General features: G+C 74.0%; 11 protein-coding genes, 1 tRNA gene and 1 other RNA gene. 8 read left to right on the top strand and 5 right to left on the bottom strand.

Annotated features, from left to right (window positions below; all coding sequences use genetic code 11):
* Positions 1-62 precede the first annotated feature (62 nt).
* Both ACZ5D2_RS00065 and ACZ5D2_RS00060 read left to right on the top strand, forming a co-directional pair.
* Positions 63-1,583: an MFS transporter gene (locus ACZ5D2_RS00065; protein WP_468926073.1), complete on the top strand. Its 1,521-nt coding sequence runs from the start codon at positions 63-65 to the stop codon at positions 1,581-1,583.
* A 117-nt stretch (positions 1,584-1,700) separates the two neighbouring features.
* Entirely contained in the window at positions 1,701-3,317 is a 1,617-nt protein-coding gene (locus ACZ5D2_RS00060; RefSeq protein WP_468926071.1) for an MFS transporter, read from the top strand.
* A 17-nt stretch (positions 3,318-3,334) separates the two neighbouring features.
* On the opposite strand, the gene ACZ5D2_RS00055 is transcribed toward ACZ5D2_RS00060, so the two are convergent.
* A complete protein-coding gene (locus ACZ5D2_RS00055) occupies positions 3,335-3,835 on the bottom strand; it encodes a hypothetical protein (protein WP_371677517.1) in 501 nt (166 codons plus the stop codon).
* A gap of 81 nt (positions 3,836-3,916) precedes the next feature.
* Complete coding sequence (locus ACZ5D2_RS00050) at positions 3,917-5,128, bottom strand: MFS transporter (protein WP_371677516.1); 1,212 nt, start codon at positions 5,126-5,128, stop codon at positions 3,917-3,919.
* Between the two features lie 74 nt (positions 5,129-5,202).
* On the opposite strand from ACZ5D2_RS00050, the gene ACZ5D2_RS00045 reads away from it, so the two are divergent.
* Together ACZ5D2_RS00045 and ACZ5D2_RS00040 are read left to right on the top strand one after the other, a co-directional pair.
* Entirely contained in the window at positions 5,203-5,958 is a 756-nt protein-coding gene (locus tag ACZ5D2_RS00045) for a DeoR/GlpR family DNA-binding transcription regulator (protein WP_371677515.1), read from the top strand.
* Positions 5,959-5,963: 5 nt separating this feature from the next.
* A complete protein-coding gene (locus ACZ5D2_RS00040; RefSeq protein ID WP_468926066.1) occupies positions 5,964-6,632 on the top strand; it encodes an HAD family hydrolase in 669 nt (222 codons plus the stop codon).
* Positions 6,633-6,649: 17 nt separating this feature from the next.
* On the opposite strand, the gene ACZ5D2_RS00035 is transcribed toward ACZ5D2_RS00040, so the two are convergent.
* Together ACZ5D2_RS00035 and ACZ5D2_RS00030 are read right to left on the bottom strand one after the other, a co-directional pair.
* Complete coding sequence (locus ACZ5D2_RS00035) at positions 6,650-7,957, bottom strand: carotenoid oxygenase family protein (RefSeq protein ID WP_371677513.1); 1,308 nt, start codon at positions 7,955-7,957, stop codon at positions 6,650-6,652.
* A complete protein-coding gene (locus ACZ5D2_RS00030; protein ID WP_468926062.1) occupies positions 7,954-8,514 on the bottom strand; it encodes a hypothetical protein in 561 nt (186 codons plus the stop codon). The genes ACZ5D2_RS00035 and ACZ5D2_RS00030 overlap by 4 nt, the downstream gene beginning before the upstream one ends.
* Positions 8,515-8,612: 98 nt before the next feature.
* Here ACZ5D2_RS00030 and ACZ5D2_RS00025 point away from each other — a divergent pair, with 98 nt between their 5' ends.
* On the top strand, positions 8,613-9,125 hold the full coding sequence (locus ACZ5D2_RS00025) for a PadR family transcriptional regulator (RefSeq protein ID WP_468926059.1): 513 nt from the start codon (positions 8,613-8,615) through the stop codon (positions 9,123-9,125).
* A gap of 109 nt (positions 9,126-9,234) precedes the next feature.
* Here the strand turns inward: ACZ5D2_RS00025 and ACZ5D2_RS00020 are convergent.
* Positions 9,235-9,322, bottom strand: a tRNA-Ser gene (locus ACZ5D2_RS00020).
* A 142-nt stretch (positions 9,323-9,464) separates the two neighbouring features.
* Here ACZ5D2_RS00020 and ffs point away from each other — a divergent pair.
* The 3 genes from ffs to purD all read left to right on the top strand — a co-directional run bounded on the left by ffs (position 9,465) and on the right by purD (position 13,222).
* Positions 9,465-9,563, top strand: an RNA gene (ffs, locus tag ACZ5D2_RS00015) — signal recognition particle sRNA small type.
* Positions 9,564-9,628: 65 nt separating this feature from the next.
* Positions 9,629-11,908, top strand: coding sequence for a DNA polymerase III subunit gamma and tau (locus ACZ5D2_RS00010; RefSeq protein ID WP_371677510.1), 2,280 nt, complete (start codon positions 9,629-9,631; stop codon positions 11,906-11,908).
* A gap of 60 nt (positions 11,909-11,968) precedes the next feature.
* Entirely contained in the window at positions 11,969-13,222 is a 1,254-nt protein-coding gene (gene purD / locus ACZ5D2_RS00005; RefSeq protein WP_371677509.1) for a phosphoribosylamine--glycine ligase, read from the top strand.
* Positions 13,223-13,369 lie beyond the last annotated feature (147 nt).

Here is a 13,369-nt window from a genome sequence, read left to right as displayed (position 1 = left end):
GTTGTTCACGACACCGGGCGAACGGTGTACGCAGCAGTGTGGGAGAAGGGGAAGGGACCACCATGGACGCGCTGGACGGGATCACCACGGGCGGGGCGGCACGCAACCCGCGCCGCTGGCTCATCCTGATCGTGCTCTGCCTGAGCACGCTCGTACTGGTCGTCGACAACATGGTGCTGACCGTGTCGATCCCGCCGATCGCCGAGGACCTGGGCGCCGGGGCCGAAGCCATCCAGTGGATCATCGAGTCCTACATCCTGGTCTTCGCCGGACTCCTGCTCACCGCGGGCAGCCTCTCCGACCGCTTCGGCCGCCGCCGGGTGATGGTGATCGGACTCGCGCTCTTCGGGATCGCCTCCCTCCTCGCCGCCTACGCCGACTCCCCGGCCCAGCTCATCGCCGGACGCGTGGTCATGGGCATCGGCGGCGCCCTCGTGATGCCGAGCACCCTCTCGATCCTGATCACCGTCTTCGACGAGGAGGAGCGCCGCAAGGCCATCTCCGCCTGGGGCGCGGTCGCCGTCCTCGGCATGGTCGGCGGCCCCGCGCTCGGCGGCGTGCTCATCGCCCACTTCTGGTGGGGCGCCGTCTTCCTGATGAACGTTCCGATCGCCCTGATCGCCATCGCCGCCGCGCTGATCCTGATGCCCGAGTCCAAGGGCCCCTGGCGCAAGCCCGACTTCGCGGGCATGGCCCTGTCCGTCACCGGGATGACCGCCCTGATCTGGGCCATCATCGTCTTCCCCCAGGACGGCCTGACCGTCTACGCCGCCGTTGCGGTGCTCGCCCTCGCCGGTTTCACGGTCCACGAGCTGCGCACCGACTCGCCGATGGTCCCCCTCGACCTCTTCCGCGACCGGATGTTCAGCGGCGCCAGCTTCTCCCTGGTCCTGCTCACCTTCGCCAACGGCGGCCTGATGCTGGTCCTGACCCAGTACCTCCAGTTCGTCGGCGGCTACAGCCCCACCGAGACCGGCCTCGCCTTCACCCCGCTCGCCGTCGCCACCCTGCTCTTCAACGGCCTCGGCGCCACCCTGGGCAACAAGGTCGGCAACCGGATCATGACCGCCGTCGGCCTGGCCGTGATCGCCGCCGGCTTCGGGCTCCTGGCCACCCTGGAGGCCGGCGACGGCTTCTGGCCGCTGTGCGCCGCCATGACGGTCATGGGCATCGGTGGCGGCCTGGCGATGCCCGCCGCCACCGCCGCCCTGATGGGCGCCGTCCCCGAGGAGCACGCCGGTGTCGGCTCCGCCCTCAACGACACCGTCCAGCAGGCCGGCGCCGCCCTCGGCGTGGCCGTCCTCGGGGCCCTGCTCAGCAGCGTCTACGGCGGCTCGATGCCCGCCTCCGCCCCGGACACCGCCCGGCACTCGGTCGCCGCAGCCCTGACCGACCCGGCCCTGGCCGACGCCGCGCGGTCCGCCTTCACCTCCGCCATGTCGGCCACCTTCGGCGCCGCGGCCCTGGGCGTCCTGGCCGCCGCCGGACTGGCCCTGGTCCTGATGCGGGACCGCGAGGGGGCCGCCGCCCCGGCGCAGGCCCCGGCGGAGACGGCCGAGGAGGTCGCGGCGGGCGCGCGCTGAGCCCCGTAGGGCGGAGCGGGCACACGGAGGCGGTGGGGAACCTCCCCCACCGCCAACCGGCGTAACCCGGCGGCGGGTCGGGGTGCCGTCCTGCGGAGCCCCTGGGACGATCCGGCCATGGGAACCGCGGCGGGTACTCCGAAGACCACGACCACGGGGCGGGTGGTCCTGATCACGCTCGCGGCGGGACAGTTCCTGATGGCGCTCGACAGCTCCGTCATGAACGTCTCGATCGCGACGGTGGCGGCGGACGTCGGCACCACCGTGACCGGGATCCAGGGCGCGATCACGGCCTACACCCTCGTGATGGCCATGTTCATGATCCCCGGCGGCAAGGTCGGCGCGATCATCGGCCGCAAGCGCGCGTTCCTGATCGGCTGCGTCATCTACGGCTGCGGCTCCCTGACCACCGCGCTCGCCCCGAACCTGACCGTCCTCCTGATCGGCTGGTCGTTCCTGGAGGGCGTGGGAGCGGCGCTGATCCTGCCCGCGATCGTCGCCCTGGTGGCCGGCAACTTCGGCGTGGAACGCCGGGCCGCCGCCTACGGGCTCGTGACGGCCGCGGGAGCCGTGGCGATCGCGGTCGGACCGCTCATCGGCGGCGTCGCCACGACGTACTTCTCCTGGCGCTGGGTCTTCGCCGGCGAGGTCGCCATCGTGCTCGCCATCCTGGTGCTCGCCCGGCGCATCGCGGACGCCCCGGCCGGCACCCGCCCCCGCTTCGACCTCGTCGGCAGCGTGATCTGCGCCCTCGGTCTCGGGATCTTCGTCTACGGAGTCCTGCGCTCGGACGAGTGGGGATGGTTCCGGCCGAAGCCCGACGCCCCCTCCTGGCTCGGTGTCTCGATGGTCGTGTGGATGATGCTGGCCGGCCTGTTCCTGGTCTGGCTCTTCCTGCGCTGGGAGGGCGGCATGGTCAAGCGGCACAAGGAGCCGCTGGTGGAACCGGAGCTACTGCGCAACCGCCAGCTCACGGGCGGTCTGACGATGTTCTTCTTCCAGTACCTCGTGCAGATGGGCGTGTTCTTCGTCGTACCCCTCTACCTGTCGGTCGCCCTCGGCCTGTCCGCGCTCCAGACCGGCGCCCGCATCCTGCCCCTCTCGCTGACGCTGCTGGCCGCCGCGATCCTGATCCCGAAGCTGCTCCCGGACGTCTCACCGCGCCGGGTGGTGCGGCTCGGGACCCTCTCGCTGCTCGCGGGCGCGGTGGTCCTGATGGCCGCGCTCGACGCGGACGCGGGGGCGGAGGTCGTCACGGTCCCGCTGCTGCTGATCGGCCTCGGCATGGGCGCGCTGGCGTCCCAGCTGGGCTCGGTCACGGTGTCCGCCGTGCCGGACGAGAAGAGCGCGGAGGTCGGCGGCGTCCAGAACGCCGTGACCAACCTCGGTGCCTCCATCGGCACGGCGCTCGCCGGGTCGATCCTGATCGGTGTCATGACGAGCTCGTTCCTGGCCGGCGTCCAGCAGAACCCGGCGGTCCCCACCGAGGTCAAGAGCCAGGCCTCCGTCGAACTGGCCAGCGGCGTCCCCTTCCTGTCGGACGCGCAGCTGGAGACCGCCCTCGACCAGGCAGGCCTCAGCCCGGAAGTGGCCGGGGCCGTCCTCGAAACGAACGCCGCCGCGCGGCTCGACGGCCTGCGCGCCGCGCTCGCCGTCCTCGCCCTCGCCGCGGTCGTCGCCCTGTTCTTCACCCAGCGGATCCCGGACACCCAGCCCCGCGCGAAGAACCCGTAGCCGTACGGCTCCCGGCCTCAGTGCTTGACCAGGACCTTCGCGGCCACCAGGAGCAGCCCCATGAAGAGGTTGACCACGGCGGTGAAGGCGATCAGACGGCCGTGGGCGCCGATCCTGACGAGGCCCACGGTGGCCCAGCCGATCTGCTCGCCGAGGGCGACGCAGAGGGCGAGCCATCCGGTGCCCTCGGGGCCGAGTCCCAGGACCGGGCCCACCAGCACGGCGACGGCCGGCGGGATCGCGACCCCGGCGATCGGCCATTCCCGGCGGCCCTCGCGGCGGACCATCTCCCACGACAGCGCCTGATGGGTCAGCCGGTCGCCGACGACGCGGACGTAGACGTGCGTGACCCAGAAGACCAGGCCGGTGGTGAGCAGCATGACCACGAGCTGGAGCCGGGGGAAGGGACCCAGCGTGCCCGCCGTGGCGATGACCGAGGCGGCGAGGAGCGAGCCGTAGACGGCCCCGGAGTAGTCCCGGGTCGGTGATTCCGGCCGTTCGGAGCTGCTGTGATCCATGCCTTCAGCATGCCGAGAGGTCAGGGGCGTTCGACGGCACCGCGCCGGGCGGGCCCGCCGCCGGTCAGGGGCCGCCGCCGGTCAGGGGGTCCGCGACGGGTGCTCCCCCGCGAGGACCCCGGAGGCGGCGCAGACCACCAGGCACAGCGCGACCGGCAGCAACAGCGCGGGGCCGAGCGGGACGAGGTGGGTCAGCGGGCCGATCACCGCCGGTCCGGCGAGCATCCCGAGGTAGCCGAGGCCCGCGACCCGGGCGACGTTGGCCCCGGCGGCGGCCGGGTCGGCGTGGCCCGCGGCACTGAAGAGCTGGGGGACGCAGCCGGACAGGCCCGCGCCCAGCACGGCCCACCCGGTCAGGGCCACCGGGACGTCGGGGGCGAGCGCGGCCAGGGCCAGGCCCGCCGCGGCGACGGCCGAGCCGGCGCGCAGGACGGCCGCCGGGCCGAGGCGCCCCGACACCCGGTCGGCGAGCATCCGTCCGGCGGTCATGGCGGTGGCGAAGGCCCCGTAGGCGAGGGCGGCGGTGCCGGCGGGCGCGCCGAGGACGTCCCGCAGGTGCGGGGTGCTCCAGTCGTTGGCGACTCCCTCGCAGAGCATGAGCAGGAACGCGAGACCGGCCAGGATCCGGATGCGGCGCGGGGACGCGGTGCGGCGGGCCGTGGCGACGGCACCGCCGGTGGCCGGACCGCCGGAGAGCGGGCCGGCTCCGGCCGGGCCGGAGGGGGTGTCCGCGGGGGCGCGGGGCAGCAGGAGCCGGGTGGCGCCCGCCGTGACGACGAGGCTCCCGGCCGCGGTGGCCCCCAGCACGGCGGCCGGGCTCCAGCCCCGGTCGAGCACCAGGGCGCCCGCCACCGCGGCGAGCACCCCGCCGACGGAGAACGCGGCGTGGAAGGCGGACATGAGGGGCCTGCCGTAGCCGCGCTCCACCTCGACGGCGTGGGCGTTCATGCTCACGTCCAGGGTGCCGTTGCCGATCCCGAGCAGCAGCAGGGCCGCACCCAGGCCGGGGGCGCCGCCGGCCAGGCCCGGCAGGACGACGGCCGCGCCGCACAGGGCCGCGCTCGCCGGGAGGACCCTGCGGGCGCCGAGGCGGTCGGTGAGCGGCCCGGCCAGGCGCATGCCGAGGAAGGCCCCGGCGCCCAGGAGGAGGAGGAGCCTGCCGAGCTCCGCGTGGCCGATGCCCGTGCGCTGTTCCACGACGGGGATGTGAACGATCCACATGCCCATGAGGAAGCCGTTGAGGAGGAAGAAGGCGAAGGTGGCCCGTCGCCCGTTCCGCAGGGAAGTCTCCATGCGTTCGAACATAACAAACATGATTCATGTTCGGAATCTTGCTCTTCGAACATCAGAGGTGTTGAATGGGGGATATGAGTGCAGACCGACTGAGGCAGATCACCGACGCGGTGCGCGAGAGCGGCAGCCGCAGCGTCCTGGAGCTGGCCGAGCTCACCGGCGCCTCCGAGATGACGATCCGGCGAGACCTGGAGGCCCTGGCCGAACAGGGCGTGCTGGAGCGCTACCGCGGCGGCGCCCGCAGCCTGCTGCTGCGCGGCGAGGAACCCCCCTTCGCCCTGCGCGCCCAGGAGGGCCTGGAGGTCAAGCGGCGCATCGCGGCCGAGGCCGCCGCGCTGATCGCGGACGGGGAATCGGTCGTCGTGGACAGCGGGACCACCTGCCTGGAGGTGGCGCGCGCCCTGCACCACCGGCGCCTCACCGTGATGCCGCTGTCCCTGCACGCGGCCAACGCCCTCGCGGACGCCCCGCGGTTGACGCTGCTGCTGCCCGGCGGCCAGCCGCGCCGCGGGGAGCTCTCCCTGACCGGCCCGCTGACCGAGGCCTCCCTCGCCGCCCTGCGCTTCGACACCGCGATCATCGGCTGCTGCGGGCTGACCGCCGCCGCCGGCCTGACCGCCTACGACCTGGCCGACGCCGCCGTCAAGCGCGCGGCCATCGCGTCGTCCCGCCGCGTCATCGCCGTCGCCGAACCCGCCAAGCTCTCCCGTACCGCCCTGGCCCACGTGACCCCGGCGTCCCGGCTGCACGCCGTCGTGACCGGCGAGGACGCCCCGGACGGGGAGACCGGGGCGCTGACGGCCGCGGGCGTCACCGTACGGAAGGCGTGAACCCCGTGAACCCGGCGACTCCCCTGAACCCGGCGACTCCCGCGAGCCCCTCGACTCCCGCGAGCCCCTCGACTCCCGCGAGCCCCGACACGGTGCTGTTCGACCTCTTCGGCGTCATCGCCCGCCACCAGTCCCCCGAGGGGTGGGCCCGGCTCGTCGCCACCGCCGGCGTGCCCGCCCCGGTGTTCCGGGACGCGTACTGGTCCCTGCGCCCGCCCTACGACCGGGGAGACCTCACCGGCCCCGAGTACTGGCGCGCCGTCGCCGGGGCCCTCGGCGTCCGCTTCGACGCGCGCCGCACCGCCGCCCTGGTCGAGGCCGACACCGCGAGCTGGAGCGCCGTCGACGAGGAGATGGTGGACCTGATCGGGGAACTCGCCGCGAGCGGCCGGACGATCGCGCTCCTGTCGAACATCCCCGAGGACCTCGCCGCCCACTACGAGCGCCACCACCCCTGGCTCGGCCACTTCCGGGTCCGCGCCCTCTCCTGCCGGATCGGCCACGCCAAACCCGAACCGGAGGCCTACGCCTGGGCCCTGTGCGCGCTCGGCCTCGAACCCGGCCGGATCCTCTTCGTGGACGACCGCGAGGAGAACCTCCGCGCCGCCCGGGCCCAGGGCCTCCACACGCACCTGTTCACCACCCCGGCCTCCCTGCGCCGCGCCCTCCCCTGAGCCCCGGCCCCCGGGTCTCAGCCCTCGGGGTCGGCCAGCCAGTTGCCGTGGAAGCCGTGCGGCACGCGGGCCGGGAGGTGGACGGTGGCGACCGGCGGTGCCGCGAGGTCGTCCGCGTCCAGGACGACCAGGTCGCTGCGGTCGGTGCGGGCGTCGTGGACGTAGGTCATCAGCCAGCCCGGCCCGCCCCCGTCCGCGTCGGCCGGGGCGAACGCGGCCTCGCCCGGCGTGCGCCCCGGACCGAAGTCGTGGGAGGCCGAGGCGCCGGTCCGCAGGTCGTAGCGGACCAGGGCGCTGCCGCAGGTCACGTGGCCGAACGCCGCGTCCAGCCCGGTCAGCCGGTCGTCCACCCGGGGGAACTCGCCGGGCCGGTCGTCGCACTGCTCCTCCCGGACGGTCCCCGTGGCCGGATCGGCCGTCCACTTCCAGAGCACGGCCTGCTGGTCCTCGTCGACGGACCCGTCCGCCGCGCGCCGCCCCAGCTCCGGGTAGCGCATGCCGTGCACGACGACCGTCCCGTCCGGCGCGTCGTACGCGTTGAGCGTGTGGAACACGTAGCAGGGGTCGATGTCGAACCACCGCACCCGCCCGTGCGGGTCGTCGCGGCGCAGCAGCCCCAGCCGCGCCCCGTAGCCGTCGTCCCAGCGGTAGGGCATCCCCTGGCCGACGAGGCCGAGGTCGAACACCACGGGCAGGTCCATGAAGACCACGTGCCCGGCGGTGAGGGCGAAGTCGTGCATCATCGTCGGGCCGGGCACCTCGACCGGCCTGCTGAGCGTCAACTCGCCCGAGGCGTCCGCCCGGTGGTAGGTGAGGTACGGGGCCTCCGTGATCCCGTAGCCGAAGAAGTGCAGCTCCCCGGTGACGGGGCAGGCCTTGGGGTGCGCGGTCATCGCGGTGGTCAGCCTCCCGCCGAAGTCGTACGGGCCGACGGTGTCCAGGCCGGGGGAGAGCTCGTACGGCAGGGCCGTCTCGACGAGGGCGAGGGTGCGCCCGGCGTGCCGCACGACATGGGTGTTGGCCGGTCCCGCGGTGAGGTCGCGGCGACCCCGCTCGTCGTACCCGCGGGCGCCGTCGGTGAAGGTGCTGGTGCGCACCCAGCGGTTGCGGTACGAGACGGCGCGACCGCCCTCCAGCCGGACTCCGTGGACCATGCCGTCCCCGAAGAACCAGTGGGCGGAGGCGGCGTCGGCCGGGTTCGGCCCGTTGCGCAGGTACCAGCCGGTCAGCGCGTCGGGGAGCCGTCCGGTGACGGTGAGGTCGTGGGAGGTGAGTTCCTCCCGGACCGGGGCGTAGTTGCCGGCGAGGTGGCGGGGGGTGCTCATCGCTCTCCGCCCTTCGCCTTGGCCTGGACGGCGGCGACGTAGCGGACCGTGAAGAGCATCGGGACGACGAACCCGGCGGCCTGGACCAGCGTCGCGGAGGCCGAGTGTCCCTGGCCCGCGTGGGCGAGGGCCGCGAGGGCGCCGGCCGTGACCGCGAAGGCGGCGGTCCACACGCCGGTGATGACGGTGTTGACCCGGACGAAGGGCTTCAGGCCCCAGATCTCGCGGGGAGTGGTGCGCTTGGCGATGCCGAGGGTGAACGGCTTGCCCACGAGCAGCGAGCCCCCGGCGATGAGGGCCAGGGTGGCCGAGGAGAGGGCCGCGGAGTAGGCGTGCGCCCCGGAGTCCGGATCGGCGAAGGCGATGGCCGCCAGGGCCGCGAAGAAGACCGCCGACCCGATCTCGATGATCAGCGCGTCGAAGCCGGCCCCGGCCCGGCGCTGCTGGAGGGTCACGGCCACCGCGGCGACCAGTCCGGCGAGCGCGCCCCACTGCCACTGGGCGGACGGGAACACCGCGAAGACGATCCACGGGAGGAAGGTGCGGACGTACGACATCGAAAGGGCCCCCGGTCTGCCTGACATTCCTGTTCTGACATGTCGAAGTTAGATGTTCCACAACTGACATGTCAAGGATGGAAGGTAAAGTGAGGGGCATGAGCCTTCGACACGCCCTCCTCGGACTCCTGTCAGAGCGCCCGGCCAGCGGTTACGACCTGCTCAAGCGCTTCGAGACCTCACTGGCCAACGTCTGGCCGGCCACCCAGAGCCAGATGTACACGGAGCTCTCCAAGCTGGCCGCCGACGGCCTGATCACCGTCTCGGCGGAGGGCCCGCGCGGCCGCAAGGAGTACACCCTCACCGACGAGGGCCTGACCGAACTGCGCCACTGGCTCACCGAGACGAGACCTCAGTGCAACACCCGCAGCGACCTCCTGCTGCGCGTCTTCTTCCTCAACGTGCTCCCCCCGGAGCGGGCGCGGGGCTACCTCACCTGGCTCGCGGACATGTCCGAGCGGGAGTACGAGGACCTGCGCCGCCTGGAGGAGTCCATCGACTGGGGCGACGACCCCTTGTCGGTCCACGGCCGCATCGCCCTGGAGTACGGCCTCCGCCTCAACGCCATGCGCCGCGAGTGGGCCGAGTGGGCCGCGGACCGCATCGGCTAGCGGGGCCCGGCCCCCTGCTCCCTGCCCCCGCCGCCCCCGGGTGGCGGGGGCAAACGAAAAGCCCCGCTGCGAGCAGCGGGGCTTTTCGACAACGTGCCCGGTGAGGCACTGGCGGAGGATACGAGATTCGAACTCGTGAGGGGTTGCCCCCAACACGCTTTCCAAGCGTGCGCCCTAGGCCACTAGGCGAATCCTCCGCGGCAAACAATACAAGACGTTGAGGGGTGCTCGCGAACACGATCCGATCTTGGGTTTCCGGAGGGGGCCGGCGCGGGGTCCGGTGAGCGGATCGGTCGGAGGGCGGGTCGATTCCGGGGCCCGGGATCCGCTAGGGTGGGGCCCAGCCCCTCACGTGGCGCTATCTCACCCAACTCCCCCAGGGCCGGAAGGCAGCAAGGGTAAGTGGGCTCTGGCGGGTGCGTGGGGGGCGCTTTGCGTTCCGGGGCGGGTCCGGGGGCGTCGGCGGGCCGCTGATGTCGGTGGGCCCGGATAACCTCGTAGACGTGTCGTCCCTTGCGCTGTACCGCCGCTACCGCCCCGAGTCGTTCGCCGAGGTCATCGGGCAGGAGCATGTCACTGCCCCGCTGATGCAGGCCCTGCGGAACAACCGGGTCAATCACGCGTACCTGTTCAGCGGGCCGCGCGGCTGCGGAAAGACGACCAGCGCGCGCATCCTCGCCCGCTGCCTGAACTGTGAGCAGGGCCCCACCCCCGATCCGTGCGGCGAGTGCCAGTCCTGCCGCGACCTGGCGCGGAACGGCCCGGGATCGATCGACGTCATCGAGATCGACGCCGCCTCGCACGGTGGTGTGGACGACGCCCGTGACCTGCGCGAGAAGGCCTTCTTCGGGCCCGCGTCCAGCCGGTACAAGATCTACATCATCGACGAGGCCCACATGGTCACCTCGGCGGGCTTCAACGCCCTGCTGAAGGTGGTCGAGGAGCCGCCGGAGCACCTCAAGTTCATCTTCGCCACCACGGAGCCCGAGAAGGTCATCGGGACCATCCGGTCGCGTACGCACCACTACCCCTTCCGGCTGGTCCCGCCCGGCACCCTGCGCGACTACCTGGGCGAGGTCTGCGGCCGTGAGGGCGCCAAGGTCGAGGACGGCGTGCTGCCGCTCGTCGTGCGGGCCGGGGCCGGGTCGGTCCGTGACTCCATGTCCGTCATGGACCAGCTGCTGGCCGGCGCCGCCGACGAGGGTGTGACGTACACCATGGCGACCTCCCTGCTCGGCTACACCGAGGGGTCGCTCCTCGACTCCGTCATCGACGCCTTCGCCGCCGGGGACGGGGCCGCCGCCTTCGAGGCCGTCGACCGCGTGGTGGAGGGCGGCAACGACCCGCGCCGCTTCGTCGCCGACCTGCTGGAGCGGCTGCGCGACCTGGTGATCCTGGCCGCCGTGCCCGACGCCGGCGAGAAGGGGCTCATCGACGCCCCCGCCGACGTCGTGGAACGGATGCAGGCCCAGGCCTCCGTCTTCGGCGCCGCCGAGCTGTCGCGCGCCGCCGACCTGGTCAACGCCGGGCTCACCGAGATGCGCGGGGCGACCTCGCCCCGGCTGCAGCTGGAGCTGATCTGCGCCCGGGTGCTGCTCCCGGCCGCCTTCGACGACGAGCGCTCCTTCCAGGCCCGGCTGGACCGGCTGGAGCGCAGCGGGCCCCCCGCCGGTGCCTTCGCCGCCGGTGCCTTCACCGCCCCGCCCGCGGCCGCGCCCGCCATGGGGTACGTGCCCGCGCCCGAGGCGCACGGCATGGCCCCGGCCGGGCCGGGCGGCGGGGTCGCCGCCGCGCGTGCCGCCGTACGGGGTCCCGTGCCGGACGAGGCCCCGGCGCCCGTGGCCGCTCCGGCGGCGCCCGTGGTCCCGGCCCCGGTCTCCGCGCCTGCGGCCGCCTCCGCCGCGCCCGCCCCTGCCGCCCCCGTCGCCGCGCCCGCCCCCGTCGCCGCGCCGGCCCCCGTCGCCGCGCCCGCCCCCGGTGCCTGGCCCGGAGCCGCGCAGCCCGGCAGCGGTGCCCCCGGCGCCTGGCCGGGTGCCGCCGCGCCGGCCGCCGCCCCCGCGCAGCCCGCCCCCGCGGCCGCACCCGCCCCCGCGCAGCCCACCGCCGGGGCCTGGCCCAGCGCCGCCGCCCCCGGCAGCGGGGCCCCGGCGCCCGCGCCCGCCGCCCCCGTGGCGGCCCCCGCGCAGGCCGCCGCCCCCGTCGCCGCGCCCTCCCCCGGCATGGCCGCGGGCGCCGGGCAGGTCCAGGCGATGTGGCCCGGCATCCTGGAGGCCGTGAAGAACCGCCGCCGCTTCACCTGGATCCTGCTCAGCCAGAACGCCCAGGTCACCGGCTTCGACGGCACCACCCTCCAGCTGGGCTTCCCCAACCCCGGAGCCCGCGACAACTTCGCGAGCAGCGGCAGCGAGGACGTCCTCAAGGCGGTGCTGGCCGAGCAGTTCCAGGTCAACTGGAAGATCGACGCCGTGGTCGGCGCGGGCGGGGGCGGCAGCCCGGCCCCCGTCCAGCAGTCCTCGTACGGGGCCCCGGCCGCACCCGCCTACACCCCGCAGCCGCCCCCGCAGCAGCCCCAGGCGCCCGCCCCGCAGCAGCAGTACCAGCCGCCCCAGCAGTCGGCCCCCGCCCCGCAGCCGCCCGTACAGCAGGCGCCCCCGCCGGTCGCCCCCGAGGACGACTTCGCCGAGGAGGACGATCCCGACCTCGTCGAGAGCGCCCTGACCGGACACGACCTCATCGTGAGGGAGCTCGGAGCCACCGTTGTGGAGGAATACACGAATGAGTAGCCCCCTGTAGTTGGGTGGCCGCACGAAACGCGCCACGCCGTCCGGGCTACCCTGGGCGGCGTGAAGGTCCTCGTCATCGGCGGCGGCGCCCGCGAACACGCCCTGTGCCGCTCTCTGTCCCTCGACCCCGACGTCTCCGCGCTGTACTGCGCCCCCGGCAACGCCGGCATCGCCGAGGTGGCGGAGCTGCGCCCGGTCGACGCCCTCGACGGCGCCGCGGTCGCGGCGCTCGCCACCGAACTCGGCGCCGACCTGGTCGTCGTCGGCCCGGAGGCACCCCTGGTGGCCGGGGTCGGCGACGCCGTCCGCGCGGTCGGCATCCCCGTCTTCGGCCCCTCCGCGGAGGCGGCGCAGCTGGAGGGCTCCAAGGCCTTCGCCAAGGACGTGATGGCCGCCGCCGGGGTACCGACGGCGCGCAGCTACGTCTGCACCACCGCGGAGGAGGTCGACGAGGCGCTCGACGCCTTCGGCGCCCCTTACGTCGTCAAGGACGACGGTCTCGCGGCCGGCAAGGGCGTCGTGGTCACCGAGGACCGGGCCGCCGCCCGCGCCCACGCGCTGGCCTGCGACCGGGTCGTCATCGAGGAGTACCTCGACGGCCCCGAGGTCTCCCTCTTCGCCATCACCGACGGCGTCACCGTCCTCCCGCTCCAGCCCGCGCAGGACTTCAAGCGCGCGCTCGACGGCGACGAGGGCCCCAACACCGGCGGCATGGGTGCGTACTCGCCGCTCCCCTGGGCCGACCCCAAGCTGGTCGACGAGGTCATGGAGCTGGTCCTCCAGCCCACCGTCGACGAACTGCGCCGCCGCGGCACCCCCTTCTCCGGCCTGCTTTACGCCGGTCTCGCGATCACCTCCCGCGGCACCCGGGTCATCGAGTTCAACGCCCGCTTCGGCGACCCGGAGACCCAGGTCGTCCTCGCCCGGCTGCGCACCCCGCTCGCGAGCGTCCTGCTGAACGCCGCCCGCGGCACCCTGGACGCCGAGCCGCCGCTCAGCTGGCGCGACGACGCCGCCGTCACGGTGGTCATCGCCTCGCACAACTACCCGGAGACCCCGCGGACCGGGGACCCGATCGAGGGCCTCGCCGAGGTGGCGGCCCTGGACGCGCCCGACGCCTACGTGCTCCACGCCGGGACCCGGCGCGAGGGCGACGCGGTCGTCAGCGCGGGTGGTCGCGTGCTCTCGGTGACGGCGACCGGTTCCGACCTGGCGCAGGCGCGCGAGAAGGCGTATACGGCGGTCTCGCGGATCAGGCTCGACGGTTCGCAGCACCGTACGGACATTGCGGCCAAGGCGGCCGAAGGCCGCTGACCAGCAGGGTCGTGGCGAAGCGGGGCCGGGGGGGGGGGAGGGGGGGCCGGGCCCCGCGCGTTTTTTTTTTTTCCTTTCTTCTTTCTTGTTCTCCCGCCCCCCCCCTTTCCTCCAACCCCTCCCCCTTGTGCTTGTCGCCCCCAACCC

The organism is Streptomyces sp. NPDC031479 (assembly GCF_055581065.1).
Note: the sequence above shows the minus strand (reverse complement) of the source record. Positions and strands in the feature narration are given on the sequence as shown.

What these genes read in the sequence shown, in the direction of transcription:
- ACZ5D2_RS00055 (WP_371677517.1), bottom strand. Translation starts at nt 3,835, where the DNA reads ATGGATCACAGCAGCTCCGAACGGCCGGAATCACCGACCCGGGACTAC.
- ACZ5D2_RS00065 (WP_468926073.1), top strand. Translation starts at nt 63, where the DNA reads ATGGACGCGCTGGACGGGATCACCACGGGCGGGGCGGCACGCAACCCG.
- ACZ5D2_RS00025 (WP_468926059.1), top strand. Translation starts at nt 8,613, where the DNA reads ATGAGCCTTCGACACGCCCTCCTCGGACTCCTGTCAGAGCGCCCGGCC.
- ACZ5D2_RS00050 (WP_371677516.1), bottom strand. Translation starts at nt 5,128, where the DNA reads ATGGAGACTTCCCTGCGGAACGGGCGACGGGCCACCTTCGCCTTCTTC.
- ACZ5D2_RS00045 (WP_371677515.1), top strand. Translation starts at nt 5,203, where the DNA reads ATGAGTGCAGACCGACTGAGGCAGATCACCGACGCGGTGCGCGAGAGC.
- ACZ5D2_RS00035 (WP_371677513.1), bottom strand. Translation starts at nt 7,957, where the DNA reads ATGAGCACCCCCCGCCACCTCGCCGGCAACTACGCCCCGGTCCGGGAG.
- ACZ5D2_RS00060 (WP_468926071.1), top strand. Translation starts at nt 1,701, where the DNA reads ATGGGAACCGCGGCGGGTACTCCGAAGACCACGACCACGGGGCGGGTG.
- ACZ5D2_RS00030 (WP_468926062.1), bottom strand. Translation starts at nt 8,514, where the DNA reads ATGTCGTACGTCCGCACCTTCCTCCCGTGGATCGTCTTCGCGGTGTTC.